The sequence below is a fragment of the Aeromicrobium sp. IC_218 genome (genome assembly GCF_004336805.1).
Classification (GTDB): Bacteria; Actinomycetota; Actinomycetes; order Propionibacteriales; family Nocardioidaceae; genus Aeromicrobium.
Genome location: NZ_SJXM01000005.1, coordinates 55,179 through 81,411 on the forward strand (window position 1 = coordinate 55,179; position 26,233 = coordinate 81,411).

A 26,233-nucleotide genomic window follows, 5' to 3' on the forward strand; every position below is an offset into this window, starting at 1 on the left:
GGTCGGTTACTTGCGAGTCACCAGGGCCACCGGGTACACGGCGGTCAGGTCGGCCAGCGGGACCCGCGGTCCGGCGTGCTCGCGGCCGGTCAGGACGTCCGTCCAGGTGCCCGCTCCGAGCTCCAGCGCCGCGTCCTGCCAGCCCCCCGCGTCGGCCAGCGCGCCGCTGCCGACGGTCGCCACGGCGACCAGGTCCGGGTGGCGGCGGAAGGCCAGCGCGTGGCCGGCCGCGGCGCCCATCGCCGGGACGTGCTCGAACCCGTCGAACAGGTCCGGCCGCTCGCGGCGCAGGCGCAGGACGCGGGCGGTGAGCAGCAGCTTGGCCACCCCCTCGTCGTCCACCTCCGGCTGGGCCCCCGCGTCGATGCCGGCGAGCAGATCGCGGCGGACGGCGTAGTCGACCGGGCGCCGGTTGTCGGGGTCGACGAGCGACAGGTCCCACAGCTCGGTGCCCTGGTAGACGTCCGGCACGCCGGGTCCGGCGAGCTGGAGCAGCTTCTGTCCCAGCGCGTCGGACCAGCCGAGCGGACGCAGCCGGTCGACGAACGCCTCGACCTCGCCGACCAGCGCGGTGTCCTCGCGGACGCGCGCGGGCCAGGCCCGCACCTGCTCCTCGAAGGCCTCGTCGGTCTCGGTCCAGGTGGTGCGCACCTTGCCCTCGCGGGCGGCCTTGAGCAGGTAGTCGGCGAGCCGGTCGTCCGACGCCGGCCACGCGGCCACGAGCGTCTGCCAGGCGAGCGCGTCCAGCGACGGCTCGTCGAGGCCGGCCCGCTCGGACCAGGCGCCGACGGCGTCGCGCCACGGCTCGGCCAGCTGCGACAGGGCGTTCACGCGGGCCCGGGTGTCCTCGGAGCGCTTGGTGTCGTGGGTGGTGAGCGCGGTCATCGCGGCCGGCTCGTGCTCGGACCGCCGCGTCGCGGCCCGCTCCCAGCCCTCGCGGTCGTGCGCCCACCAGCCACCCGTGCCACCGACCTCGTTGGCGGCGGCGAACGTCGTGGCGCGGTAGAACGTCGTGTCCTCGGTGCCCTTGGCCACGACCATGCCGGACGTCTGCTGGACGCGGGTGGCCAGCTCGCCGTGCGGGTCGCGCGTCACCTGGGCGTCGAGGGCGTCCAGCGCCTCGGCCAGGTCGGGGCGCCGGTCGCGGGCGGTGCCGATCGCAGCCGCCCAGTCGTCCGCGCCCTCGGGCAGGTACGACCGGTAGACCCGGTGGGCCACGAACGTCTCGGCGACGGCCTGGCGGGCCGCCTCGGCGTCGACGCCGTCGAGCAGGGCGGCGATGCGACGCACCTCGGCGACGAGGATCCTGTCGGTGACCATGCGGCGGGCGTCGGTCTGCACCGCGCCGAAGTCGGCCGGGACGCCGAGCCGCTCCCCCGCCTCGGCGAGCGCGGCACGCCCGGTCGGGTCGAAGAACGCGCCGGCCACCTCGTTCAGGGCGTCGTAGCCGGTGGTGCCGTCGACCGGCCAGGACGCCGGCAGGTGCTCACCGGGGTGCAGGATCTTCTCGACCACGATCCAGGCGCCGGGCGCCCGCTCGCGCAGCCGCTGCGCGTACGCGGTCGGGTCGGCCAGGCCGTCCGGGTGGTCGATGCGCAGTCCGGTGACCAACCCCTCCTCGACCCAGCGCAGGATCTCGCCGTGGACGGCGTCGAAGACGTCCTCGAGCTCGACCCGCACCGCGGCCAGCGACGTGATGTCGAAGAAGCGCCGGTAGCCGAGCTCGGCGTTGCCCCGGCGCCAGCCGACCAGCTCGTAGTGCTGGCGGTCGTGGACGTCCTGGGGGCTGCCGCCCTCGGTGCCGGGCGCCACCGGGAAGCGGTGGTCGTAGTAGGCCAGCCGTCCGTCCTCCAGGCGCAGCTCCGCGACGTCGGCGTCGTCGCCGAGCACGGGGAGCAGCAGCCGCGGGCGCGACCAGTCGACGTCGAAGTAGTGCGCGTACGCCGAGTCGCGGCCGTGCGTGAGGACGTCCCAGAACCACGGGTTCGCGCTGGGCACCTCGACGCTCATGTGGTTCGGGACGACGTCCACGACCACGCCCATGCCGCGCTCGCGCGCCGCCTCGGCCAGGCGTCGCAGCGCGTCCGGGCCGCCGAGCTCGCCGCGCACGCGGGTGGGATCGGTGACGTCGTAGCCGTGGGTGGAGCCGGGCGTGGCCTCCATGACCGGCGACAGGTACAGCGCGCCCACGCCGAGGTCGTGCAGGTAGGGCACGACCTCGAGCGCGTCGTCCAGCGTGAAGCCGGGGTGCAGCTGCAGCCGGTAGGTGGACGTCGGGGTCGTCACGAACCGGCCCCGCCCACGCGCTGCAGCACCACCAGCGAGCGGGCCGGCAGCGTGGTCGTCGTGCCTGCCTCGAGCGTCTCGCCCGGCTTGTGCCGGACCAGGCCGGTGGACGTGTCGACCACGACCGCCCAGGCGTTCCCGTACGGGCCGTCGGGCAGCGTCAGGTCGATGTCCTCGAAGTGGGCGTTGAACGCCATGAGGAAGGAGTCGTCGACGACGCGGATGCCGCGGGCGTCCAGGTCGGCGATGGCGTCGCCGTTGAGGAAGACCACGATCGCCTTGCCGAAGTCGTCGTCCCAGTTCTGCGCCTTCATCTCCTCGCCGGCGGGCGTGAACCAGGCGATGTCGCGCAGCTCGTCGCCGGAGCGGATCGGCTTGCCCTGGAAGAAGCGGCGGCGGCGGAAGACCGGGTGGCGACGGCGGAACTTCGTCAGGCCCTGCGTGAACTCCAGCAGGTCCTCGTTGTCGCGCGCCTTCGCCCAGTCGACCCAGGCGATCTCGTTGTCCTGGCAGTAGACGTTGTTGTTGCCGCCCTGGGTGCGGCCCATCTCGTCGCCGTGCAGCAGCATCGGGACGCCCTGGCTGAGCAGCATGGTGGCCAGCAGGTTGCGGCTCTGCCGGCCGCGCAGCTCGAGCACCTCGGGGTCGTCGGTCGGGCCCTCCACGCCGCAGTTCCACGAGCGGTTGTCGTCGGCGCCGTCGCGGCCCTCCTCGCCGTTGGCCTCGTTGTGCTTCTCGTTGTACGAGACCAGGTCGGCGAGCGTGAAGCCGTCGTGCGCGGTGACGAAGTTGATCGACGCGTACGGGCGGCGGCCGTTGTCCTGGTACAGGTCCGAGGAGCCGGTCAGGCGCGACGCGAACTCGCCGAGGGTGGCCGGCTCGCCGCGCCAGAAGTCGCGCACGGTGTCGCGGTACTGGCCGTTCCACTCGGTCCACTGCGGCGGGAAGTTGCCCACCTGGTAGCCGCCGGGCCCGACGTCCCACGGCTCGGCGATGAGCTTGACCTGGCTGACGATCGGGTCCTGCTGCACGAGCTCGAAGAACGCCGACAGCCGGTCGACGTCGTAGAACTCGCGGGCGAGCGTGGACGCGAGGTCGAACCGGAAGCCGTCCACGTGCATCTCGGTGACCCAGTAGCGCAGCGAGTCCATGATCAGCTGCAGCGTGTGCGGGTGGCCGACGTTGAGGCTGTTGCCGGTGCCGGTGTAGTCCATGTAGTGCTGCGGGTCGTCGTCGACGAGGCGGTAGTAGGCCTGGTTGTCGATGCCGCGCATGGACAGCGTCGGGCCGAGGTGGTTGCCCTCCGCGGTGTGGTTGTAGACGACGTCGAGGATGACCTCGATGCCCGCCTCGTGCAGGGCGCGGACCATGCCCTTGAACTCCTGGACCTGCTGGCCCGGCGTCGCGGCGTACGCGTCGTGCGGCGCGAAGAAGCCCAGCGTGTTGTAGCCCCAGTAGTTCTTCAGGCCCTTCTCGACCAGGTAGTGGTCGGTGACGAACTGGTGCACCGGCAGCAGCTCGACGGCGGTCACGCCGAGCTCTCGCAGGTAGGCGATCACCGACGGGTGGGCGAGGCCGCCGTACGTGCCGCGCAGGTCCTCCGGGACGCCCGGGTGGGTCATCGTCATGCCCTTGAGGTGCGTCTCGTAGACCACCGTCTCGTGGTACGGCGTGCGCGGCGGGCGGTCGTTGGCCCAGTCGAAGTACGGGTTCGTCACGAGCGAGTACGGCACGTGCCCGGCCGAGTCGGCGTCGTTGGGCTGGGTGTGGTCGTCGAAGTCGTAGGCGAACAGCGAGTCGTCCCAGTCGATGCCGTGGGAGAACGCCTTGGCGTACGGGTCCATCAGCAGCTTGTTGGGGTTGCAGCGCAGGCCCTGCTCGGGGTCGCACGGCCCATGCACGCGGTAGCCGTAGCGCTGGCCCGGCCCGACACCGGGCAGGTAGCCGTGGTGGACGAAGCCGTCGACCTCGTCCAGGCGGACCCGCGTCTCGGTGCCCGCCTCGTCGAAGAGGCACAGCTCGACGCGCTCGGCGACCTCCGAGAACAGGGCGAAGTTGGTGCCGGTGCCGTCGTACGTGGCGCCGAGCGGGTAGGCACGTCCAGGCCAGGGTCGCAACGGGTTCTCCCTCGGGGTTCGCGCGGCCGTCCGGCCGACGGTCCCATTCGACGGCACCCACCCCCACCCGGCAACCGGAAAGGGTGTGACGTCCGCGGTCCCCGCAGCGTCAGGCGGGACGAGGCACGTCCACTGCTCCCGACGACACGTGCAGCACCTCGAACCCGGCCACGTCCGGGTCGTCCTGCGCCACCGCGTGGGTGGTCAGCTCGACGAGCACCACCGTCCACGTGGTCACGTCCACGGCGGCCACCCGGCACACCGTGCCGGGCCCGCCGCCGGCCAGGAAGGCTTCCGTGGCGGGCCCCACCGCGGCCGACGGGGCGACGCCGTCGGGCAGCGCCACCGTGCGTCGGGTCAGGCCCCGTGCCTCGCTCGCCGCGGCCGGACCCTCGGCGAGACCGACCACGGTCCAGTCCTGGATCGGCTGGCGGCCGAAGTCGCGGACGATCGCGGAGTAGCCGGGCTCGCCCCAGCAGAACGCGCGCATGCCGTCGACGTCGCGCCACACGTAGAACGGCGCGTACTCGTTGCGCGGCGCTCCACGGTCGCGCTCGCGGACCAGGAACGCCTTGAGCCCCAGACCGGGGAAGCCGTCCATGAGGTGACCGGTGCGCTCCACCCGCGCGCGGACGGTGCCCATGTCGTGGTCGGTGGGCAGGCCTACGGCGTACTGCATGGCGTACATGGACCGGACGCTAGGACGTCCCGGCCGCCACGGGATCCCCCGCGCGTGGGAGGTGCCGGTCAGGCGAAGTAGTTCTCCAGGCCGACGAACGCGGCCGTGGCGACGGCGGCGAGGACGAGCTGACCCGCCACCAGGCGCGCGAGCGAGGTGCTCCGGCCCAGCGGCAGGCTGATGCCCACGGCCACCACGGCCATCAGGAGGAAGGCGAGCACGGCGTCGATGTCCACGAGGACGTCCTTTCGTCGGGGCTGGCGCCAGCCTAGGAAGTCCGCGGGTCCAGCGCCCGTCGGTCCCACGCTGATCGCACACCGGAGCGGTGACCTGGCAACCGCATGAGCACTCCAGACGGTTGCCGGCCCACCGCTCCGGGGTTAGTCGGTTGCTGCCTCACCGCTCACCGGGACCCGAGGCTCACGGAGGGCTAGCGGCGGAGCGGGCGGGCCTCGCGCAGGGGCGCGGTCAGGGCGTCCACCCGCGGGTCGTCGAAGAACTCCTCGAGCGACACCTTCAGCGGCACGCGCCAGTTCGGGTACTCGTCGACGGTGCCGGGCAGGTTCGGCTGGCGCATCTCCCCCACGGCGTCGGCCGGGGCGCTGAGCACCAGCCGCGACGCCGCCCGCGCGATGAGCGTGTGCAGCGCGAGCACGAGGTCGTCCTCGTCGAGCCCCTCGGCCCGGACGAGCTCGAGCAGCGCCTCCTTGTCGGCGGCGGCCCCGGCGTACGCCTCCGCGGCCGAGCCGTCCAGCAGGTCGAGCGACGCCCGCAGCCGGACGTGCTCGGCCTCGAGCCAGCCCGGCGCGGTGGGCAGGTCGTGGGTGGTGATGCTGGCCATCGTCTCGGCCTTCCAGTCGGCCGGGCGCCGGTGCGGCTGCCCGTCGGCCTCCCAGTCGCGCTCGAACCACAGCACCGCCGAGCTGAGGATGCCGCGCTCCTGCATCGTCTCGGTGACGACGTCCTCGACCGTGCCGAGGTCCTCACCGACGACGACGGCACCGGCCCGGGTCGCCTCGAGCATCAGCACGCCGAGCATGGCGTCGCTGTCGTAGTGGACGTAGGTGCCGCGCAACGGCGGCTCCCCCGCGGGGATCCACCACAGCCGCCACATGCCGGCGACGTGGTCGACCCGGATGCCGTCGCCGTGGCGCAGCACGCTGCGCACCACCTCGCGGAACGGGGCGTAGCCGGTCTCGGCGAGCCGGTCCGGGCGCCACGGGGGCAGGCCCCAGTCCTGGCCGAGCTCGTTGAACGCGTCCGGCGGGCAGCCCACGCGGACGTCCTGGGCGAACAGCCGCGGCTGCGCCCAGGTGTCGGCCCCGGCCGGGCTGACCCCGACGGGCAGGTCGTGCACCAGGCCCACGCTCATCCCGGCGTCGTGCGCCTCGGCCCGCGCCCGGTCGAGCTGGGCTCGGCACTCGTGCTGCAGCCAGACGTGGAAGGCGACGCGGTCCGAGCGGCTCTCGCGCTCGGCCGCCACCGCCTCGCCGGTCGGGTCGCGCAGCTCCTCGGGCCAGCCGTGCCAGTCGGCGCCCAGCTCCTCGGCCAGGACGCAGTAGGTGGCGAAGTCGCGCAGGGACTCGTCCGGCTCGACCCGCTCGGCGAAGCGCCACAGCCGCTCCAGCGCCTCGAGCTTGGCGTCCCAGACGGCGTCGTAGTCGATCAGCTCGGGCTCGGCGTCCGGCGCGAGCGCCAGCACCTGCTGGCGGGTGGACGCGTCGGCCGCCGCGTAGGCCGCGGTCTCGGTGACGCGCAGGTACAGCGGGTTCGCGAAGCGGCGGCTGGCCGGGGAGTACGGCGAGCGCTCGACCGGGTGGGCCGGCGCGACCGCCTGCACGGGGTTCACGAGCAGCACGCCCGCCCCCTGCTCGGACGCCGCGCGGCGCGCGAACGCGGCGAGGTCGGCGAAGTCGCCCATCCCCCACGACTCGCGCGAGTGCATCGAGTACAGCTGCAGCATCCAGCCCCAGGTCAGCGGCACCTCGGGCATCCGGCCGGGGACGACCAGGAGGTGCGCCGTCTCGTCGCCGGCGCGCAGCCGGTGGTAGCCGAGCGGCAGGTCGTCCGGCAGCGTGCCGTCGACCTCGAGCGTCCCGCCGTCCTCGAGCTCGACCACGGCGTCGACGCCCAGGGCGTGCCGCTCCCCCTCGCGCACCACGACGGTGGGCGGGAGCGTGCGGGACTCGCGGTCCGTGCGCACCCGCTCGAGGGCGTCCTCGACCGCAGCGGCGCTGGACGCGTCGACGCCCAGCTCGGACAGCACGCGCACGACGACGTCGGGGTCGACGTCGACGCGTTCGCGGTCACCGCCCAGGTACCAGGTCGCCACGCCGTGCGCGGCGGCCAGCTCGTGCAGCGAGGACGGGACGCTCATCGCTGCGGCGGCCGCGGCTCGTGGCCGGAGCGGCCGGTCGTGCGGCGCTGCTGCTTCAGGCCCGCCTCGTGCAGGTGGCGGACGCCCTGGGCCAGCTGCTCGCGGGCGTCCTGCTCGGCCTGCTTGAACGCGCTGTAGTACCCGTCGTCGAACTCCTCGACGACCTGGAAGGTCCAGCGACCGTCCAGCACGTTGCGCCCGACGACCTCGGACTCGAGCCGGTCGGCGACGTCGTCGTGGCCGGCCTCGCGCAGCAGGTCGACGCCCTCGCCGAGCGTGAAGTCGGCGGTCCCCATGAGCCGGTGGAACGTGTACAGGTGGCCGCGGGCGATCTCGATGGCCTCGAGCGCCTCGCTCACCTTGCCCAGCGCCTCGACGGTGGCGTCGTCGACGCCCTCGGGGCGTTCGCGGATGGGGGCCTCGTCACGCTGCTCGGTCATGGCTCAGTGGTACCCCGCAGGACGCCCGGACGCACCTCGGCCGGACCCGGCGACGGTCCACCATCCGAGACGCGCCGTCCGCGCTTCGGACACCCCGACGGAAAACCCCTGCAACGCCGTTGCTAGCGTGATCGCTCCCGGCGCTCGTCCGGGACCATCACGCTCACTCTCGGGAGAACCGCATGTCCACCGCGCCCGCCTCCGCGCCACCGGTCAACTCACGCCGCAAGGTCGTGGCGGCCAGCCTCATCGGCACGACGATCGAGTTCTACGACTTCTACGTCTACGCGACCGCGGCCGTCCTGGTCTTCCCCCACCTGTTCTTCCCCGAGGGCAACGACACGACGGCGCTGCTGGCCTCGTTCGCCGTCTTCGGCGCGGCGATGGTCGCCCGCCCGCTCGGCGCGATCTTCTTCGGCCACCTCGGCGACCGCTCCGGGCGCAAGACCACGCTGGTCGCGGCGCTGCTGACGATGGGCGTCGCGACGTTCCTCATCGGCGTCCTGCCGACGTACGCGGCGGTCGGCTGGTTCGCGCCGTTCCTGCTCGTGCTCATGCGCCTGGCCCAGGGCTTCGCCCTCGGCGGCGAGTGGAGCGGGGCCGCCCTCGTGGCGACCGAGAACGCGCCCGAGGGCAAGCGCGCCTGGTACGGCACGTTCCCGCAGCTCGGCGCGCCGCTGGGCTTCATCATCGCCAACGGCCTGTTCCTGCTCATCACCGTCTGGATGCCGTCGGACGACCCCAGCCGCCCGTCCGACACCTTCCTGGAGTGGGGCTGGCGGCTGCCGTTCCTGTTCAGCGCCGTCATGGTCGCCGTCGGCCTGTGGGTGCGCCTGAGCCTGGTCGAGAGCCCGGCCTTCACCCGCACGGTCGAGGCCGGCAAGGTGCAGAAGCTGCCGCTCGCCGCCACCTTCCGCGGCTACTGGCGCGAGCTGGTGCTCGGCACGTTCTACATGCTCGCGACGTACGTGCTCTTCTACCTGATGACGACGTTCTCGCTGAGCTACGGCCGCGCCGCGGCCGACGCCGACACCCCCGGCCTGGGCTACTCGTACAACACGTTCGTGCTGATGATGATCGCGGGCGTCGTGTTCTTCGGGATCTTCACGCTCGTCTCGGGCCCGCTCGCCGACCGCTGGGGCCGGCGACGCACGCTCATCGTCGTCACCCTGCTCATCATCGTCTTCGGCCTGCTCTGGGTGCCGCTGCTGGACGCCGGCGACGTGGGCGTCATGGCCTTCCTGATCATCGGCTTCACCCTCATGGGCTCGACGTTCGGCCCCATGGGCGCGCTGCTGCCCGAGCTGTTCCCGACCGCCGTGCGCTACACCGGCTCGGGCGTCTCGTACAACGTCAGCTCGATCCTCGGCGCGGCCGTGGCGCCGTTCATCGCCGTCTGGCTGTGGAACGTGGGCGACGGCAGCCCGTTCTGGGTGGGCGTCTACCTGTCGGCGATGGCCACGCTGACGCTCGTCGCGCTGCTGCTGGGCAAGGAGACGCGCGACCTGGACATCGACCGCTAGTCGTCCGGACGCACGACGGCCCCGCACCACTCGGTGCGGGGCCGTCGTCGTTCCGCAGGGCGGAACCGGTGCCGTGTTGCGTCGGACAACGAACTAGGCTCGCCGGGCACGGCCGTGCGCACGACGCCTCGTCTCGGGGGACGGCGTCGCGCGCGCGGCCGTCGTCGTCACAGCGTGGTGGTCGCGACCTCGGCGTCGAGGCGCGGCAGGCGCGGGAACCAGGCGTCCGGGCCGGGCTTGCCGATGTTGACGACCATGAAGGTCTGGCGGCCCAGCCCCGCGTGCAGGTCGGCGTCGATGCCGGCTGCGTCGAAGCCGCCCATCGGGCCCGCGTGCAGGCCCATGGCGCGGACGGCGAGGATGAAGTAGCCGGCCTGGAGCCAGGCGTTGTTGCTGCCCACGGCGGCGCGGACCGGCGCGTTGTCGTCGCCGGTGAACATCGCGGCGCGCTCGGGGGCGATCGGGAAGACCGTGCCGAAGTGCTCGGGCCACTCGGTGTCGAAGCTCAGCACGGCGACCAGCGGGGCGGCCTTCGTCTTGGCGGCGTTGCCCTCGGCCATGTGGCTGACCAGGCGCTCGCGGGCCTCGTCGCTGCGGACCCAGGTCACGCGCAGCGGCTGGATGTTCATCATCGTCGGGCCCATCTTGGCGAGCTCGTAGATCGCGCGGGCGGTGTCCTCGGAGACGGGCTCGTCGGTGAACGTGTTCGCCGTGCGCCCCTCGCGGAACAGCAGGTCGAGGGCGTCGGAGTCGAGGGCGGACTCGGACACCAGGTCGAACCCGGCGCTCTGGTCGATGCTCATGGATGGCCTTTCGTCGGAAGAGCGTACCCATGATTGAACGAGCAACTACCTCGGACGCTTCCCTCTCGGCCGCGTGACAAGGTTCACACCGCAACCACCGTCGGACCCCAGTGCCACGGGATGCGCCCCGCTCCCTGACCCGAACCCGCTCCCTGAGCCTGTCGAAGGGACGCTTCGACAGGCTCAGCGAGCGGGAGGCACGGCTCGCCCGCTCAGAACGGGTAGCCGGCGTGGCCGTCCTTCTGCACCGTCATCCAGCGCATCTCGGTGAACGAGTCGACGCCGGCGTCGCCGCCGAACTTCCCGTAGCCCGAGCTCTGCACGCCGCCGAAGGGCGCGAACGGCTCGTCGTTCACCGACTGGTCGTTGACGTGCACGATGCCGGTCTTGATCCGCTCGGCCACGGCCCAGCCGGCGCGCAGGTCCTCGGCGATGACGCCGGCGGTCAGGCCGTACTCGGTCTCGTTGGCCAGCGCGACGGCCTCGTCCGGGCCGTCGACGGTGTAGACCGCGGTCGCGGCGCCGAAGATCTCCTCGCGGTGCATGCGCATGTCGCGCGTGATGCCCGTCAGGACGGTGGCCTCGAGCAGCGCGCCGTCCGGCTTGGTGCCGCCGGTGTGCACGGTGGCTCCCTTCTCGACGGCGTCCTGGACGAGCGCGAACTGGCGCTCGGCCGCGCGGACGTTCACCTGGGGGCCGATCACGGTGCTCGCGTCGGTCGGGTCGCCCGACGGCAGCGCGGCGACCTTGGCGACGAGCTTCTCGGTGAACTCCTCGGCGATCGAGCGGTCGACGATGATCCGGTCGGCCGACATGCAGATCTGGCCGGCGTTCATGAACGCTCCGAACGTCGCCGCGTCCACCGCGTAGTCGACGTCGGCCGACTCCAGGACGACGACCGAGTTCTTGCCACCGAGCTCGAGCACGGCCGGCTTGAGGTGCTGCGCGGCCAGCGTGCCGATGGTGCGCCCGACGTTGGTCGAGCCGGTGAAGTTGACGTTGCGGACGCGCTCGTCGGCGATGAGCGCCTCGACGACCTCGGCGGCGTCGTCGCGGTCGTTGGTGACGACGTTGAGCACGCCGGCGGGCAGGCCGGCGTCCAGCAGCACGTCGGCCAGGAACAGGCCGCAGGCCAGCGGGGCGTCCTCGCTGGGCTTGAGCACGACGGTGTTGCCCACCGCGAGCGGAACGGCCAGCGCGCGGACGCCGAGGATGAACGGCGCGTTCCACGGTGAGATCGCCGCGCAGACGCCGTACGGGCGGCGGACGCCGAGCGAGAGCTTGCCGGGCATGTCGGTGGTCAGCACCTGGCCCTGCACGCCGGTGGCCGCGGTGGCGGCCGAGCGCAGGATGTCGGCGGCCAGGTGGGCGTTGAACCCGGCCCACGGGGCGACGCCGCCGACCTCGCGAGCCATCAGCTCGACGCCCTCGGCGGTGCGCTCCTCGAGCAGGTCGGCCGCCTTGGCGAAGATGCGCGCGCGCTGGGACGGGCCGGTGGCCGCCCACCCCTCGAACGCCGCCTCCGCCGCGTCGACCGCGCGGCGGACGTCCTCGGGCCCGGCCGCCGCGACCTGGGCGTAGACGCTCTGGTCCCAGGGGGAGATGTCGTCGGTCGTGCGTCCGGACGCCGCCGGGACGTGCTCGCCGTTGATGATGAGGTCGCGCTGGATGGTCACGGGATGGTCCTCTCGAGGGGAAGGGAAGCTCTCCTCATCCTCCGCCCGGTCCGGGCCCGGCGACACCCGGGGTCACCGGCCCCTCCAGCGCGGCGCCCGCTTCTCGGCGAAGGCGGCCACGCCCTCCGCGGCGTCCTGCGACGAGATGGCCGGCGCCGCCAGCTCGGACTGCCGGACGAACGCCTCGTCGGCGTCCCAGTGCGGCGCCTCCTGCACGATGCGCTTGCCGATCGCGACGCTCATCGGCGCGTTCGCCGCTACCCGCTCGGCGAGCTCGATCGCCGCGTCCAGCACCTTCCCGCGCGGGGCGAGGACGTTGACCAGCCCGAGCTCGTGCAGCCGCAGGGCGGGCAGCGGGTCGCCGGTCAGCACGAGCTCCATGGCCACGTGGTGCGGCAGCCGCTGGCTCACCCGCATGACGCCGCCCGCGGCGGCGACCAGGCCGCGCTTGGCCTCGGGCAGGCCGAGCTCGGAGTCCTCCGCCGCCACGATCAGGTCGGCGGCGAGGGCGAGCTCGCAGCCGCCGGCGAGCGCCGAGCCCTCGACCGCGGCGATCAGCGGCTTGGCCGGCGGACGCTCGGTCAGCCCGAGCGGGCCGCGGTGGTCGCCGTAGGGCAGCTCGCCCCGGTTCGCCGCCTTCAGGTCCATGCCGGCGCTGAACGTCCCGCCGGCGCCGGTGAGCACGGCGACCCGGGCCGCCGGGTCGGACTCGAACCGGTCGATCGCGCGCTCCAGCAGCCGCGCGGTGCGTCCGTCGATCGCGTTGCGCGCCTCGGGACGGTTGAGCGTGATGACGGTGACCTCGCCGCGCTGGTCGACCAGCACCGGCGACGGCGGCGGCGCGGGCATCTCGTGGACGTCCTGGTCGACGACCTCGAGCCGGCCGTCCTCGGTCACCTCGACCTGCCAGCCGATCGGGTCGTCGGCCATGAACAGGCCGAGCGTCCGCTGGTCGTCGCGGCGCAGCAGGACGCGGTCGCCCGCAGGGGTCAGCAGGCTGACGACGACCGCCTCGGGCGCACCCTCGCGCGACCACGGGATCGTCCAGGTCTCGACCACGGCGGGGCCGGCGTAGGCGCCCAGGGCTCGGCGCGCCGGCGGCAGCTCGACGTGCGGGTGCAGGTGCTCGAACAGACGCTGCGGCGGCGTGGCCGAGTAGACGCCGAGGGCGTGCTTGGTCGCGTACCAGCCGAGCGACGTCGACAGGCCGTACGCGTCAGGCTCGGCCCGCAGCAGCGGGACGAGGTTGGCCACGGCGTGGCTGCCGTAGTTGTTGCCCGGACCGCCGCCGAAGGTGAGCCCGCCGGTGACCGTGAGCGGACGCTCGGGGTCGTCGTCCGGCAGCCCCAGGGCGTCCGCCGCGATCTGCACAGCCGACGGGAAGCACGCGTAGAGGTCGACGTGGCGGACGTCGTCGATGGTGACGCCGGCGTGGCCGAGCGCGGCCTCGCCCACCGCCGCGATCGCCGGCGACGTGGCCAGGTCGGCGCGCTCGCTGACGAACCACTCGTCCGACGCCCACGCCCCGGCGTGCACGAACACCCACTTCTCCTGCGGGACTCCGGCCGCCTCGGCCGCCGCAGCAGACATCAGCACCAGCCCGGTGCCCATGTCGACGGTGAGGTTGGCGCACATCAGCTTCGTGTACGGCTCGGACACCATGCGGTTGTCGGCGGCCGGCTCGGCGATGTGCTCGGCCGACGTCCGCTCCGGCTGCCAGGCGTACGGGTTGCGGGCGGCGACGGCCGAGAACCGCGACCACAGGCCGGCGATGGCCGCGCGGTGCTCCTCGACGCCGCGTCCGCGCCTGCGGCGGACGGCGTTCTCGATGAGCGAGTAGACGTAGATCGGCGCACTGAGCCCGACGCTCGTCTCGACCTCGTTGTTGGGGCTGGTGTCGACACCCACGACGTCGGTCGGCGCCACCCCGGCCGCCTGCACCGGCCAGTCGGGGGCCGACCCCGCGCGCTGCAGGCTCGACTGGGTCGCCCCGGCCTCCGCGCCGACGACGAGCGCGACGTGCGCCTCCCCCTCGGCGATGTAGCGAGCGGCCTCGTTGACGAGCAGCTGGGCCCCGTCGCCGCCGTACGGGCTGGACGCGACGGTGCGCGTCGGCGTGGCGCCGACCCGTTCCCCCACCAGGGCGGCGGCGTCGGCGTACGTCCAGGACGCGCTCGGGACGGCGAGGATCGTGTCGGCGCTCGCGAGCAGGCCGGGCACCCCGGCGTCCGCCTCGGCCCGCTGCAGGGCGACCACGGAGAGGGCGGCGGGGTCGGCCGTCGGGTCGAGCCGCCGGTTCACGTGCTGGCCGGCGCCGACGAGCACCGGGGTGGACGCCGGGATGGTGCGCCCGCTCGCCCGGTGCAGCACCGGGCGGCTGGACGGCGCGCCGCTGACCAGCTGCTCGAGCCGGCCCAGCGACTCGTCCAGCTCGCCGCCGAGGCTGCGGACGATCGAGCTGCCCAGCGGGCCCTTGACCGGCTGGCCGTCGAGGCCGGCGTGCAGCGTGACGCGGCTGCCGCCGCCCGAGGGCCGGACCTGCAGCGCGAGCGCGAGCACCAGGCCCATCGGTCCCTTGCCGCGCAGGTCGAGCGCACCGTCGTCGAACCGCTCGACGGTCCAGCGGATGTCGGCCGGGATCGCCATGATCGCCGCGTGCTGGACGAACGAGACGCCCACCGCGGCGGCGCCCGGGGTCTCGTCGCGCCAGCCGGTGTGCAGGGTCAGCCAGTCCGCGACGCTCGACAGGTCGCCGAGCACGTCCAGCACCTGCTCGGGCGGGGCGGCGACGGTGCGCGCGGCGGCGACCCGGTGCGTGAAGCCGGCGAGCCACTCCGGGACCTCCCCCGCGTCGAGCGCCGCCGGGGCGCCCGCCGGCTCGCGGCCGAGCAGGCCGCTGACGACGTCGCGCAGCATCGCGGGGTTGCGCGCCACGGTGCCGGCGACCCGCCGGGCACCGGAGAGCAGGGCCCGCAGGCGGCGGGTGTCGAGAGGACGTCGGGTCATGCGGAGGCCTTCCGGGAGGGAGTCGCCAGGTCGTCGGGGGCGAGGTCGCCGAGCAGCACGCGCAGCGCCCGCTTCCAAGCCAGGAGGGTGCGCTGCAGCTCGGCGTCGCGCGCGCCGAGCACGGCGGTGATCGACAGCCCGGTGAGCAGCTGGACCGTGAACGCGACCAGGAGCGGCACCCGCGGGTCGTCGTCGCCGTCCGTGGCAAGGACGGCCTCGAGCCCGCTCTGGATGCTGCCGAGCAGGTGGGGCTGCTCGCGCGCGAGGGCCTCGCGCAGGCTCGCGTCGGTCCGGGCCGCGCCCCACAGCTCGAGCAGGGCGTGGAAGGTGGGGCTGCTGAGGTCGGCCCAGACGGCGTCGACGAACGCGTCGAGCCGCTCGGCGGCGTCACCGGCGGCGGCCTGCTGGGCCTGGGCGACCCGCTGGGTGACCAGGTGCCCGACGGCGGCGGAGACCAGGTCGGCCTTGGCCGGGAAGTGGTGGAGCAGGGTGCCGCGGGCCATGTCCGCCCGCTTCTGCACCTCGCCGATCGAGAACCCGGCGTACCCGTTCTCGAGCAGGCAGGCCACGGCGGCGTCCAGGACGCGCGCCCGTGTGGTGGCGCGCCGGTCCTCCTGCGTGCGGCGGGTGGTCTCGGTCACGAGAACAAACCGTACGGTCGGACTGTTAGTGCGTCAACCGTGTCGCGGAGTGGAGGACACGGCGCATCTCGCAGCGGTCGAGGCTGACGTCGCCGCGGTGCACCGTCTCACGGGCGACGACCTCGAACCCGTGACGGGCGAACACCGGCTCGGCCACGAGGCTGGCGTGCGTGGTGAGCGTCGCGAGGCCGGCTCGGCGAGCCTCGGCGAGGACGCGGTCGAGCAGCGCGCCGGCGACGCCGCGGCGGGCGGCGGCGGGATGGACGAAGAGCCGGTCGACGTACCCGCGGTCGTCCACGTCGCTGAAGCCGGCCACCCGCCCGTCGAGCTCGGCCACGAAGGTGCGGACGGCCCGCCGCGCCTCGTCCCACGCGCCGAGCGAGGGCGGGGTGCCGATCCAGGCCTGCACCTGCTCGGCGGTGTAGCGGGCCAGCGCCGTCCGCGTGATCGCCAGCGTGAACGTCTCGAGCGTCGCCGCCGCGTCGGCGGGCTCGTAGGGGCGCACGTGGACGCCGTCGGGCTCGGGAAGGGGCACGCGGGTCATCCCACCACGACGTCGCCGTACCGCTCGCCCAGCGACCCGCCGCCTGCGACGAACGACCGCGTGGACGCGTGCAGCGCCGCCGCCTCCGAGACCGACAGCGCGCGCCAGGACGCGGCCACGACCTGCACGAAGTAGCCGGCCGCCCCCTCCGCGACCTCGACCGGCAGGTCGACCTCGTGCTCGGCGTACAGGCCGACGAACTCGTCGACCAGCGTCAGGGACGCGGGCGACCCGTCCAGGCCCTCTGCCCCCACGCCGGAGTCGCGCACGGAGACGACGAGGTCGTCGGCCCACTCGCGCGACGTCCACTCCGTCCGGGGCGGCCGGACCGTGCGGATCGACGGGTGGACGTGTTCGCGCTCGTCCTCGTCGTAGGCCTGGGTGAGCGCCGTGGCGATCCGGCGCAGGGTGGCGATGGCGTTCATGGTTCTTCCGTCCGCTCGGGCCGCGGTCTAGCGGCTCAGCTCGATGGTGAGGGTGTCGGCCGTGGGCGCGGCGACCTCGAAGGAGGTGTCGCCGGTCGTGCCGGTGAGCACGTCGCCGGAGCGCGTGGCCAGCCCGGCCAGGGCCGACTTGTAGCCGTCGAGCGCCTCGGCCGCGGCGTCGCCGTCGGTCAGGTAGCCGATCGTCTCGCGGACGCCGTCGGACTCCTGGAAGGCCTGGCACAGCGTGGCCTCGACCGGCGGCTCGGGCCAGCCCTCGGGCAGCATCGTCAGGTTGCCCAGGTCGGGCGTGCCCATGGCCTCGGGGAACGCGTCGAAGCAGGTGCGCTCCTGCGCGCCGCCACCCGACTGACCGGGCGCGGACGCCGTCGTGGCGTCCTCGGTCCCGCCGCACGCGCCGAGCGTGGCCAACAGCACCAGCGCGACGGCGGTGCGGGAGAAGGGACGGGTCGTGCGCATGGTGGAGCCTCTCGGTCGGGGCGCGCCGAGGACCGGCGGCCAGGGCTCCAGCGTGGCGAGACCGGCTTGCACGATGCTTGCAGCGCGGTGCAAGGCGCGGAGGCCTCGGTCAGGCGGTCGGCCCAGCGTCCGGCGGCCGCGCGCCCGGATCACGAGCAGGAGCGCGGCCAGTCCGATGAACGCCGCGCCCAGCACGCGCAGCACGAGCTCCAGCCGGCCGTCCGCGTCGGCCTCGTCGAGGAACGCGTCGGTGTTGTCCATCGCGTGCCATGGGTCGTCCCGGTCGTGGATGAGCGGGCGGGTGTCGCCCTCCTCCACGTCGTCGCACACGTGGTACGCCCGGTAGGTGTAGGTCTCGCCGCCGGCGGTGTAGGAGTACTCGGCGCACTGCACCTCGACCGTGCGCAGCGACCGGCGGGAGGCCCGTTCGGTGCGGTCGAACGGGAACGTGGCGGTGACCGTGCCGGTGGTCTCGACGCCGTCGCCCGCGCGCATCGCCCGCAGCTCGTCGGCCCGGTCGTCGGACGTGAGCCCGGACGTCAGCTCGGCGGTGCCGAGCAGCAGGAGGCCGAGCAGCAGGAGCCGGATCACGCGCGGAGCCTATCCACGCACGCTCGCGGATGCGCGCGGATGCAGAGCCCCCGACAGGAGTCGAACCCGCGACATCCTTATTACAAGTAAGGCGCTCTACCAACTGAGCTACGGGGGCGTGCGGGTGGAACCCGCGCCGTCATCGTAGTGGAACCGGTCCGCACGAACCCCTCCCCGGCGAGCCCGCCTGCCCCTAGGGTGAGCGCGTGTCCGAGCCCTACGACCGTCTGCTGCGTGCCACCGCGGACCTGCCGACGCCCTGCGCGATCCTCGACGGGCCCGCCCTGGCGACCAACACCCACGACCTCGTCCGCCGGGCCGGCGGGGTCCCCGTGCGCGTGGCCTCGAAGTCCGTGCGCGTGCGCGACCTGCTCGACCGCACGCTCGCCCACGACGGCTTCGCCGGCCTCATGACGTACTCGCTGGCCGAGTCCGTCTGGCTGGCCGACCTGGGCCACGACGACCTGCTGCTCGCCTACCCGACGGCCGACGCCGCCGCGCTGCGCGACCTCGTCGCGTCCGAGCAGCGGCTCGCCGCCATCATGCTCATGGTCGACTCGCTGGAGCACCTCGACCTGCTCGACGCGCTCGTCGGCACCGACCACCCGCCGATCCGGCTGTGCCTGGACGTCGACTGCTCGCTGCGCGTCGGGCCGCTCCACCTGGGTGTGCGCCGCTCCCCCGTCCGCACCCCGGAGCAGGCGTCGGCGCTGGCCGCGGCGATCGCCGCCCGGCCGGGCTTCGAGCTCGTCGGCGTGATGTTCTACGACGCCCAGGTCGCCGGCCTCCCCGACACGTCCCCGGCCGTGCGGCTGGTCAAGAAGCGCTCCAACGACGACCTCGCCGAGCGCCGTTCCGCGGTCGTGGCCGCCGTGCGCCGCCACGCCGACCTGGAGCTGGTGAACGCCGGCGGCACCGGCAGCCTCGAGGTCACCGGCACCGACCCGTCCATCACCGAGCTGACCGCCGGGTCGGGCCTGTTCATGCCGACGCTGTTCGACCGCTACGACGCGTTCCACGCGCGTCCGGCCGCGTACTACGCGCTGTCGGTCGTCCGCCGCCCGGCCGACGACGTCGTCACCCTGTTCTCCGGCGGCTACACGGCCAGCGGCCCGGCGAAGGCGTCCCGCGCGCCGAGCCCGGTCTGGCCCGACGGGCTGTCGCTCATCGGCTCCGAGGGCGCCGGCGAGGTGCAGACGCCGGTCAAGGGCGCGGCCGCCCGCACGCTGCGCCTGGGCGACCGGGTGCTCATGCGCCACGCCAAGGCCGGCGAGATGTGCGAGCGCTTCGACCGGGTCGCCCTGGTCGACGCGGCCGGCGACGTCGAGCTGCTGCCCACCTACCGCGGCGAGGGGAAGAACTTCGGATGAGCACCACCTGGGTCAACTGGGGACGCAGCGCCGTCGCGCACCCGTCCGCCGTCCTGCGCCCGAGCAGCACCGAGGAGGTCGTCGAGCTCGTCCGCGAGGCCGCCGCCGTCGGCCGCCGGGTCAAGGCGGTCGGCAGCGGGCACTCGTTCACGTCCATCGCGGCCACCGACGGCGTCATGGTCGAGATGACCCGCATGACCCGCGTGCTGCACGCCGACGCCGCGACCGGCCGCGTCCGGGTCGAGGGCGGCCTGCCGTTGCGCGAGCTCAACCGCCTGCTGGACGCCCTCGGGCTCGCGCTGCCCAACCTGGGCGACATCGACCACCAGACCATCACCGGCGCCGTCTCCACCGGCACCCACGGCACGGGCGGACGCCTGCACGGCATCAGCAAGGCCGTCGTCGGGGTGCGACTGGTCACCGGCACCGGCGAGGTGCTCGACCTGGCCGAGGGCGACGACCTGTTCGGCGCCGCCCGCGTCTCGCTCGGCGCCCTCGGCGTCGTCACCGAGGTCGTGCTGCAGTGCGTCCCGGCGTTCCTGCTGCACGCGCGCGAGGAGCCGATGGCCCTGGACGCGGTGTGGGAGGGGCTCGACGACCTCGTCGACGGCAACGACCACTTCGAGCTCTACTGGTGGCCGCACACCCGGCGCACCAGCACCAAGCGCAACAACCGCGTCCCGGCCGGCACCGAGCCGCGTCCGGTCTCCCGTGCCCGCCACCTGCTCGAGGACGAGGTGCTGAGCAACGGCGCGTTCGGCGCGATCTGCCGGGTCGGCACCGCGAAGCCGTCCTGGGTGCCGGCGATCAACCGGCTCAACGCCCGGGCCCTGTCGGCGCGCGAGTTCACCGACCGCTCGCACGAGGTGTTCTGCTCGCCGCGGCGCGTCCGGTTCCGCGAGATGGAGTACGCGGTGCCGCGCGAGGCCGTGCGCGACGTCGTCGAGGAGCTCGCCGCGTTCGTCGACCGCAGCGGGCTCACGGTGAGCTTCCCGGTCGAGATCCGCTTCACCGCCGCCGACGACGTCTGGATGTCGACCGGGCACGAGCGCGACAACGCCTACGTGGCGGTGCACCAGTACGTGCAGCGTCCGTTCGCCGGATACTTCGCCGGGGCCGAGGACATCTTCACCGCCTACGAGGGACGTCCGCACTGGGGCAAGATCCACACCCGCGACGCCGCCTACCTGGGCAAGCAGTACGCGCGCTTCGACGACTTCCTCGCCGCGCGCGACCGGCTCGACCCGGAGCGGACGTTCGCCAACGCCTACCTGGACCGGGTGCTCGGTCCCTGACCCGCTGAGTGTGACGTTTCGGGGGTCGATCGACCCGATCCACCCCCGAAACGTCACACTCAGCGCGTCCCGGCACCGCGCGCGAGGTGCCTAGCGGCGGAGGAAGTGGCGGGCCAGGCGGTTGCCACCGAACTGCACGAGCTGGACGATCACGACGATGATCACCACGGCCGTCCACGTCACCACCGTGTCGAACTGGCGGTAGCCGTACTGCAGCGCGAAGCCACCGATGCCGTCGCCGCCGATGACCGAGGCGATCGCCTGCATGTCGATGACGGCCACGAACGCGAACGTGTAGCCGAGCACCAGCGGGCCGAGGGCCTCGGGCAGGGCGACGGTGCGCAGGATCCGCAGGCGGCTGGCGCCCATCGAGCGGGCCGCCTCGATGACGCCCGGCTGCACCGTCACGAGGTTCTGCTCGACGATGCGCGCGATGGCGAACATCGAGCCGACCACCATGGCGAAGACCAGCGCCCGGTTGCCGATGCCGGTGCCGACCACGGCCCTCGCCGCCGGCTGCACGGCGGCGATGAGGATGACGAACGGGATCGGCCGGAAGAAGTTGACCAGGACGTTCAGCACGGCGCTGACGACCTTGTTCTGGTACAGCCCGCCGGGACGGCTGACGTAGAGGCCGACGCCGAGCAGCAGGCCGAGCAGGCCGCCGATCAGCATGACCAGGGCGACGATCCACAGGGTCGAGACGGTGTTCTGCCACACCAGGTCCCACAGCTCGGGCAGGCGGGTCTCGCGCGTGCTCATGCCAGCTCCTCCGTCCGCACCAGGCGGCTCACGGCCGCCACCGCCTCCTGCACGCGCGCCGGCTCACCGGTGAGCGCGAGGGTCAGGTTGCCGAACGTCGCGCCCTGGACGCGCTCGATGCCGCCGTGGACGAGCTCGAACCGGACGTCGCGGTCGAGCAGCTCGGCGAAGACCTGCGACTGGCCCGGGGACCCCTCGCGGAACTCGAGCGTGACGAGCCGGCGGTGACGCTGGCGCAGGTCGTCGAGCACCTCGCCCGCGGGCACGGTGTCGACCACGGTGCCCACGAACCGCTTGGTGACCGCGTGCTGCGGCTCGGCGAAGACGTCCTTGACCAGGCCGCGCTCCACGACCAGCCCGTCCTCCATCACCGCGACCTTGTTGGCGATGGAGCGCACGACGTCCATCTCGTGGGTGATGACCACGACGGTGATGCCCAGCTCGCGATTGACCCGGGCCAGCAGGTCCAGGACCTCCTGGGTGGTGTCGGGGTCGAGCGCGCTGGTGGCCTCGTCGGCGAGCAGCAGCTTGGGGCTCGTGGCGAGCGCGCGGGCGATGCCGACGCGCTGCTTCTGCCCGCCCGAGAGCTGCTCGGGGTACTGGTGCGCCTTGTCGGCCAGGCCGACGAAGTGCAGCAGCTCGCTGATCCGCTGCTGCTGCTCGGCGCGACCGACGCCGGCGACCTCGAGCGGGTAGGCCAGGTTGCCCCAGACCGTCCGCGAGTGCAGCAGGTTGAACTGCTGGAAGATCATGCCGATCCCGAGCCGGACGCGCTGCAGCTGACGCTCCTTGAGCCCGGTCAGCTCGACGCCGTCGACGGTCACGGAGCCCGAGGTGGCCGGCTCCAGCGCGTTGACCAGACGGACGAGGGTCGACTTGCCGGCGCCGGAGTAGCCGACGACGGCGTAGATGTCGCCGGCCTCGACGTCCAGGTCGACGCCGCGGATCGCGTGCACCGGCTCCCCGCCGCGCTTGGCCGGCGGGTACTCCTTGCGCACGTCGCGTAGCTCGACGAGTGCCACGTTCGTCCTCTCGGGGGTGGTGGAAGGACCGAGGGGGCGCGGCGCTCGTGGCGCCGCGCCCCTCAGGTGTCGTGCGGGTGGATCAGCCCTTGGCGCGGACGTCGGCCTCGACGTCGGCCAGGGTCTTGCTCAGCTCGTCCACGGGGGTGTCGACGATGACCGCCGTGCCGCCCGAGACCTCCTTGACGCCGTCGGTGACGGCCTTGGTGTCGTGGTAGATCTTCACGAGCTTCTTCAGCGTCGCGTTGTCCTTGTCCTCGGCGCGGACGGCGAAGATGTTGATGTACGGCGCCGCGGCCGGGTCGGACGCGTCGTCGGTCGCGATCGCGTCGTCGAAGCTCAGGCCGGCCTTCTCGACGAAGTCGTTGTTGATGATCGCGGCGGCCACGTCGGGCAGCGAGGTGGGCGTCAGGTCGGCCTGCAGGGCCTTGACCTTCACCTTCGAGGAGGGCAGGACGTCGTCCAGCGTCGAGTACGGCGAGCCGCCGTCCTTGAGCTCGATGAGGCCGGCCGTCTGCAGCACGAGCAGGCCGCGGGCCTGGTTGGAGTCGTCGTCGGGCACGACGACGGTCTCGCCGGCCTTGATGTCCTCGACCGAGTCGTACTTCTCCGAGTACAGCGACAACGGGTAGATCGCCGTGGCGCCGATCGGCGTCAGGTCGTCGTCGTTGGCCACGTTGTACTCGGCCAGGTAGATGATGTGCTGGAACTGGTTGATGTCCAGCTCGCCCTCGCTGACCGCGGGGTTCGGCTGCGTGTAGTCGGCGAAGTCCTTGACCTCGAGGTCGATGTCCTCCTTCGCGGCGGCGTCGACCAGCTCCTCCCAGTACGGGTCGCTGGCGCCGACGACGCCCAGCGTCACCTTCTCGGCGTCCCCGCCGGCGGCGGAGTCGTCGCCACGGGTGGCGAAGAAGACGATGGCGGCGATCACCAGGAGGGCGACGACGACCGCGGCGGCGACGATCGGGCCGCGGCGCTTGGGAGCCTCGATGAGGTTCGGCTCGGACATGACGTTCCTTTCGTGCGCGGCTCGTGACCGCAGGGGGAAGCGCGGCCGGTCGGGCCGCGGGGTCGAACTCGCAAGACCGTACGTTCGACTTCCGCCGAACCTCGGACGTGTCTCGCAGAGCGAGATGCGCGTCTCAGAACCGTTGCGCGTGCCGACGATGGGTGCATGACCTCGCGCCTCCGCCCGGAATCCCCGTCATGACGGGCACGTCGACGCCCTCCGCCCTGCGCCGGGCGGTCGACGCGCTGGCCGGGACGGTGCCCGCCGGCGTGGCGGTCATCACCACAGGCACGGGCGGACGTCCGCACGGCACGACGGTCCGCAACGTGCAGCGCGCCTCGACCGACCCACCCCTCGTGGCGGTGACCCTGAGCCGCACGTCCTCGCTGCTCGCGCGGCTGCGCCAGGGCGGTCAGCTCGGCGTGAACCTGCTCGCCGCGCACCAGGACCAGCTCGCCCTGCGCTTCTCCAAGGACGTCCACGACCGCTTCGCCGACGTGCCGTGGACCGACGCCGGGGCGCCGCGGCTCGAGGGCATCCACGCCTGGGCCCTCGCCGACGTGCAGACGATCATCCCGGCCGGCGACCACTCGATCGTCCTGGCCGACGTGCTCGAGGCCGAGGTGCTGGGCGGCTCGCCGCTGGCCTACTGGCAGCGCGGCTTCGGCACCGTCCAGCTCTTCTGAGGCCCCTCACCCGAGCCCCGCGCTGCCGAGATGTGGACGCAGAAGCACCACGATCCTGAGGATCGTGGTGCTTCTGCGTCCAGATCGCGGCGGAGCCGCGCGGCGGACTGAGGACTAGCGGCGGGCCTGGGCGACGCCGTAGAGCGCGACGCCCGCGGCGACACCGGCGTTGAGCGACTCCAGGGCCGAGCTCATGGGGATCGACACGATCTGGTCGCAGGTCTCGGCCACGAGGCGCGACAGGCCCTTGCCCTCGCTGCCGATGACGACGACCAGCGGGCCGTCGAGCAGGTCGCACTCGGGCAGCTCGACGTCGCCGTCGGCGGCCAGGCCGATGACCATGCAGCCGGCCTCCTGGAAGCTCTTCAGCTGGCGGGTCAGGTTGGTCGCCTTCGCCACCGGCACGCGGACGGCCGCACCCGCGGACGTCTTCCAGGCCGAGGCCGTCATCTGCGCCGAGCGACGCTCGGGGATGACCACGCCGTGCGCGCCGAATCCGGACGCCGAGCGGACGATCGCGCCGAGGTTGCGCGGGTCGGTGATGCCGTCGAGGACGACGATGAGCGGCACCTCGCCGGCCTCGGTCGCCTGGTCGACCAGGTCGTCGGGGTCGGCGTACTCGTAGGCGTTGATCTTGGCCGCGATGCCCTGGTGCACGGCGCCACCGGTCAGCCGGTCCATCTCGACCCGGCCGATCTCCATGAGCGAGACGTGCTGCTCGGAGGCGAGGCTGAAGATCTCGCGCATGCGCTCGTCGCGGTCGGTGCCCTCGGCCACGTACAGGCCGGCCACCGGGACGGTGGCGCGCAGCAGCTCGACCACGGAGTTGCGGCCGGCGACCCACTCCGCGTCGTTCACGCGACGCTTCTTCGGCTTGGCCTGCTCGCGCTTGTCGGCGGCGCGGGCCATCTTGTACGCCTTGTGGTTCGGGCGGTCCTCGGCGCGCGGCGTCGGACCCTTGCCCTCGAGGCCCTGGCGGACGCGACCGCCCGATCCTGCGGTCTTCTTGCTGCCCTTGCGGATCGCTCCGCGGCGCTGGCTGTTGCCGGCCATCAGCGGTTCTCCTTCACGGACCATCGCGGTCCTTGCGGGGTGTCCTCCACCTCGACGCCGGCGGCGGCGAGCTGGTCACGGACGAGGTCGGCGGTCGCCCAGTCCTTGGCGGACCGGGCCTGGGTGCGCTGCTCGAGCAGCGCCTTCACGAGCACGTCGAGCGCCTGCTCGTAGGCGGCGGACGCCCCGCCGGACGCCCACTGCGGCGACAGCGGGTCGACGCCCAGCACGTCCAGCATGGCGCGGACGCTCGCGAGCGTCTCGCGGAGCGCGGGCGAGTCGCCGTCGGCGAGCAGCTTCTGCCCGTCGGCGACCGACGCCTGGATCGCGGCGAGCGCGGCCGGGACGGCCAGGTCGTCGTCCATCGCGGTGGCGAACGCGGCGGTGACGTCGCCGGGCTCGACGCCGCCGGTCACCTCCGTCGCGCGCTGCACGAAGCCCTCGAGGCGCTGGTAGGCGGTCGCGGCCTCCAGCAGCGCGTCCTCGCTGTACTCGATGATCGAGCGGTAGTGCGCGGCCACGAGGTAGTAGCGCAGCTCGACCGCGCGCACGCGCTTGACGACCTCGCTGACCATCATCGTGTTGCCCACGCTCTTGGCCATCTTCGAGCCGCCGAGGTTGAGCATCGCGTTGTGCATCCAGACGCGCGCGAACTTCTGCCCGGCCGCGCGCGACTGGGCCAGCTCGTTCTCGTGGTGCGGGAAGCGCAGGTCCAGGCCGCCGCCGTGGATGTCGAACTCGTGGCCCAGGTACTTGGCCGCCATGGCCGAGCACTCCAGGTGCCAGCCCGGACGTCCGCGGCCCCACGGGGTCGGCCACGACGCGGTCTCGGGCTCGCCCGGCTTGTGCCCCTTCCACAGCGCGAAGTCGCGCGGGTCGCGCTTGCCGGCCGGCGGGGCGTCCTCGGCGGCCTGCATGTCGTCGAGTCGCTGGTTGCTGAGCTCGCCGTAGGCCGGCCAGGAGCGGACGTCGAAGTAGACGTCGCCGGAGTCGTCGGTGGCCGGGTAGGCGTGGCCGCGCTCGATCAGCTCGGCGATCATCTCGACCATCTCGGGCACGTGGCCCGTGGCGCGCGGCTCGTAGGTCGGCGGCTCGCAGCCCAGCACGGCGTACGCCTCGTGCAGCCGGCGCTCGTTCTCGTAGGCCACGGCGAACCAGGGGCGGCCCTGCTCCTCGCCCTTGGCCAGGATCTTGTCGTCGACGTCGGTGACGTTCGCGACGATGGTCACCTCGTAGCCGGCGCGCACGAGCCAGCGGCGCAGGACGTCGAAGACGACCTCCTTGCGGATGTGGCCGATGTGCGGCGGGCCCTGCACGGTGAGGCCGCAGTGGTAGATCCCCACGTGCCCGGGGGTGACCGGGACGAGCTCGGTCAGGGACCTGGTCGCGGTGTCGTAGAGGTGCAGCGTCACGGGCGTGCCTCCGTGGGAAGAGCACGGTACGGACGCTCG

22 protein-coding genes and 1 tRNA gene are annotated in these 26,233 nt (G+C 73.2%); 4 read left to right on the plus strand and 19 right to left on the minus strand.

The features are described from left to right. Positions 1-6: 6 nt before the first annotated feature. From treY to E0W78_RS07625, 6 genes are all read right to left on the minus strand, one after another. Positions 7-2,286 (minus strand): malto-oligosyltrehalose synthase, encoded by a 2,280-nt coding sequence (gene treY / locus E0W78_RS07605; protein WP_131403264.1) that lies wholly within the window; start codon positions 2,284-2,286, stop codon positions 7-9. Then, on the minus strand, positions 2,283-4,403 hold the full coding sequence (glgX, locus tag E0W78_RS07610) for a glycogen debranching protein GlgX (RefSeq protein ID WP_131403265.1): 2,121 nt from the start codon (positions 4,401-4,403) through the stop codon (positions 2,283-2,285). Before glgX ends, treY begins: the two co-directional genes overlap by 4 nt. Positions 4,404-4,512: 109 nt before the next feature. Beyond that, entirely contained in the window at positions 4,513-5,091 is a 579-nt protein-coding gene (locus E0W78_RS07615; protein WP_131403266.1) for a DUF4865 family protein, read from the minus strand. Between the two features lie 59 nt (positions 5,092-5,150). After that, positions 5,151-5,318: a hypothetical protein gene (locus E0W78_RS16525; RefSeq protein ID WP_165570440.1), complete on the minus strand. Its 168-nt coding sequence runs from the start codon at positions 5,316-5,318 to the stop codon at positions 5,151-5,153. A gap of 194 nt (positions 5,319-5,512) precedes the next feature. Continuing rightward, positions 5,513-7,459: a 4-alpha-glucanotransferase gene (malQ, locus tag E0W78_RS07620; RefSeq protein ID WP_131403267.1), complete on the minus strand. Its 1,947-nt coding sequence runs from the start codon at positions 7,457-7,459 to the stop codon at positions 5,513-5,515. Continuing rightward, positions 7,456-7,899 carry a hypothetical protein gene (locus tag E0W78_RS07625; protein ID WP_131403268.1) on the minus strand — a complete coding sequence of 148 codons (444 nt, stop codon included), beginning with the start codon at positions 7,897-7,899 and terminating at the stop codon, positions 7,456-7,458. Before E0W78_RS07625 ends, malQ begins: the two co-directional genes overlap by 4 nt. 182 nt (positions 7,900-8,081) lie before the next feature. Between E0W78_RS07625 and E0W78_RS07630 the strand changes: the two genes are divergently transcribed. Beyond that, a complete protein-coding gene (locus E0W78_RS07630; RefSeq protein ID WP_131403269.1) occupies positions 8,082-9,422 on the plus strand; it encodes an MFS transporter in 1,341 nt (446 codons plus the stop codon). A gap of 167 nt (positions 9,423-9,589) precedes the next feature. On the opposite strand, the gene E0W78_RS07635 is transcribed toward E0W78_RS07630, so the two are convergent. The 8 genes from E0W78_RS07635 to E0W78_RS07670 all read right to left on the minus strand — a co-directional run bounded on the left by E0W78_RS07635 (position 9,590) and on the right by E0W78_RS07670 (position 17,703). After that, positions 9,590-10,225 carry a malonic semialdehyde reductase gene (locus E0W78_RS07635; protein WP_131403270.1) on the minus strand — a complete coding sequence of 212 codons (636 nt, stop codon included), beginning with the start codon at positions 10,223-10,225 and terminating at the stop codon, positions 9,590-9,592. Between the two features lie 212 nt (positions 10,226-10,437). Next, positions 10,438-11,901 (minus strand): aldehyde dehydrogenase family protein, encoded by a 1,464-nt coding sequence (locus tag E0W78_RS07640; RefSeq protein ID WP_131403271.1) that lies wholly within the window; start codon positions 11,899-11,901, stop codon positions 10,438-10,440. A gap of 72 nt (positions 11,902-11,973) precedes the next feature. Beyond that, positions 11,974-14,907, minus strand: a complete 2,934-nt coding sequence (locus E0W78_RS07645; RefSeq protein ID WP_131403272.1) for a crotonase/enoyl-CoA hydratase family protein — start codon at positions 14,905-14,907, stop codon at positions 11,974-11,976. Continuing rightward, positions 14,904-15,548 (minus strand): TetR/AcrR family transcriptional regulator, encoded by a 645-nt coding sequence (locus tag E0W78_RS07650; RefSeq protein ID WP_131403273.1) that lies wholly within the window; start codon positions 15,546-15,548, stop codon positions 14,904-14,906. Before E0W78_RS07650 ends, E0W78_RS07645 begins: the two co-directional genes overlap by 4 nt. A 25-nt stretch (positions 15,549-15,573) precedes the next feature. Continuing rightward, complete coding sequence (locus tag E0W78_RS07655; RefSeq protein ID WP_165570441.1) at positions 15,574-16,083, minus strand: GNAT family N-acetyltransferase; 510 nt, start codon at positions 16,081-16,083, stop codon at positions 15,574-15,576. Positions 16,084-16,088: 5 nt separating this feature from the next. After that, positions 16,089-16,517 (minus strand): hypothetical protein, encoded by a 429-nt coding sequence (locus E0W78_RS07660; protein ID WP_131403275.1) that lies wholly within the window; start codon positions 16,515-16,517, stop codon positions 16,089-16,091. 27 nt (positions 16,518-16,544) lie between these two features. Further along, positions 16,545-17,585, minus strand: a complete 1,041-nt coding sequence (locus tag E0W78_RS07665) for a DUF3592 domain-containing protein (protein WP_131403276.1) — start codon at positions 17,583-17,585, stop codon at positions 16,545-16,547. Between the two features lie 45 nt (positions 17,586-17,630). Next, positions 17,631-17,703, minus strand: a tRNA-Thr gene (locus E0W78_RS07670). A gap of 88 nt (positions 17,704-17,791) precedes the next feature. Here E0W78_RS07670 and E0W78_RS07675 point away from each other — a divergent pair. After that, on the plus strand, positions 17,792-18,955 hold the full coding sequence (locus E0W78_RS07675; RefSeq protein ID WP_131403277.1) for an alanine racemase: 1,164 nt from the start codon (positions 17,792-17,794) through the stop codon (positions 18,953-18,955). After that, positions 18,952-20,250: a D-arabinono-1,4-lactone oxidase gene (locus E0W78_RS07680; protein ID WP_131403278.1), complete on the plus strand. Its 1,299-nt coding sequence runs from the start codon at positions 18,952-18,954 to the stop codon at positions 20,248-20,250. Before E0W78_RS07675 ends, E0W78_RS07680 begins: the two co-directional genes overlap by 4 nt. Before the next feature lie 90 nt (positions 20,251-20,340). Here E0W78_RS07680 and E0W78_RS07685 read toward each other — a convergent pair whose 3' ends face one another. From E0W78_RS07685 to E0W78_RS07695, 3 genes are all read right to left on the minus strand, one after another. Next, positions 20,341-21,012 (minus strand): methionine ABC transporter permease, encoded by a 672-nt coding sequence (locus tag E0W78_RS07685; protein WP_131403279.1) that lies wholly within the window; start codon positions 21,010-21,012, stop codon positions 20,341-20,343. Beyond that, entirely contained in the window at positions 21,009-22,034 is a 1,026-nt protein-coding gene (locus E0W78_RS07690; RefSeq protein ID WP_131403280.1) for a methionine ABC transporter ATP-binding protein, read from the minus strand. The genes E0W78_RS07685 and E0W78_RS07690 overlap by 4 nt, the downstream gene beginning before the upstream one ends. 82 nt (positions 22,035-22,116) lie before the next feature. After that, on the minus strand, positions 22,117-23,043 hold the full coding sequence (locus tag E0W78_RS07695) for a MetQ/NlpA family ABC transporter substrate-binding protein (RefSeq protein WP_131403281.1): 927 nt from the start codon (positions 23,041-23,043) through the stop codon (positions 22,117-22,119). 197 nt (positions 23,044-23,240) lie between these two features. Here E0W78_RS07695 and E0W78_RS07700 point away from each other — a divergent pair, with 197 nt between their 5' ends. Beyond that, positions 23,241-23,729, plus strand: a complete 489-nt coding sequence (locus tag E0W78_RS07700) for a flavin reductase family protein (RefSeq protein WP_131403282.1) — start codon at positions 23,241-23,243, stop codon at positions 23,727-23,729. Between the two features lie 114 nt (positions 23,730-23,843). Here the strand turns inward: E0W78_RS07700 and rlmB are convergent, their stop codons facing one another. Together rlmB and cysS are read right to left on the minus strand one after the other, a co-directional pair. Further along, positions 23,844-24,782: a 23S rRNA (guanosine(2251)-2'-O)-methyltransferase RlmB gene (gene rlmB / locus E0W78_RS07705; RefSeq protein WP_131403283.1), complete on the minus strand. Its 939-nt coding sequence runs from the start codon at positions 24,780-24,782 to the stop codon at positions 23,844-23,846. After that, on the minus strand, positions 24,782-26,194 hold the full coding sequence (gene cysS, locus E0W78_RS07710; protein ID WP_131403284.1) for a cysteine--tRNA ligase: 1,413 nt from the start codon (positions 26,192-26,194) through the stop codon (positions 24,782-24,784). Before cysS ends, rlmB begins: the two co-directional genes overlap by 1 nt. Between the last annotated feature and the right edge of the window lie 39 nt (positions 26,195-26,233).

Bases quoted from the DNA above. Each gene is read 5' to 3' on its own strand.
- E0W78_RS07685 (WP_131403279.1), bottom strand. From the start codon at position 21,012: ATGAGCACGCGCGAGACCCGCCTGCCCGAGCTGTGGGACCTGGTGTGG.
- E0W78_RS07645 (WP_131403272.1), bottom strand. From the start codon at position 14,907: ATGACCCGACGTCCTCTCGACACCCGCCGCCTGCGGGCCCTGCTCTCC.
- E0W78_RS07635 (WP_131403270.1), bottom strand. From the start codon at position 10,225: ATGAGCATCGACCAGAGCGCCGGGTTCGACCTGGTGTCCGAGTCCGCC.
- E0W78_RS07615 (WP_131403266.1), bottom strand. From the start codon at position 5,091: ATGTACGCCATGCAGTACGCCGTAGGCCTGCCCACCGACCACGACATG.
- malQ (WP_131403267.1), bottom strand. From the start codon at position 7,459: ATGAGCGTCCCGTCCTCGCTGCACGAGCTGGCCGCCGCGCACGGCGTG.
- E0W78_RS07625 (WP_131403268.1), bottom strand. From the start codon at position 7,899: ATGACCGAGCAGCGTGACGAGGCCCCCATCCGCGAACGCCCCGAGGGC.
- E0W78_RS07700 (WP_131403282.1), top strand. From the start codon at position 23,241: ATGACGGGCACGTCGACGCCCTCCGCCCTGCGCCGGGCGGTCGACGCG.
- E0W78_RS07660 (WP_131403275.1), bottom strand. From the start codon at position 16,517: ATGAACGCCATCGCCACCCTGCGCCGGATCGCCACGGCGCTCACCCAG.
- rlmB (WP_131403283.1), bottom strand. From the start codon at position 24,782: ATGGCCGGCAACAGCCAGCGCCGCGGAGCGATCCGCAAGGGCAGCAAG.
- E0W78_RS07695 (WP_131403281.1), bottom strand. From the start codon at position 23,043: ATGTCCGAGCCGAACCTCATCGAGGCTCCCAAGCGCCGCGGCCCGATC.
- E0W78_RS07680 (WP_131403278.1), top strand. From the start codon at position 18,952: ATGAGCACCACCTGGGTCAACTGGGGACGCAGCGCCGTCGCGCACCCG.
- E0W78_RS07630 (WP_131403269.1), top strand. From the start codon at position 8,082: ATGTCCACCGCGCCCGCCTCCGCGCCACCGGTCAACTCACGCCGCAAG.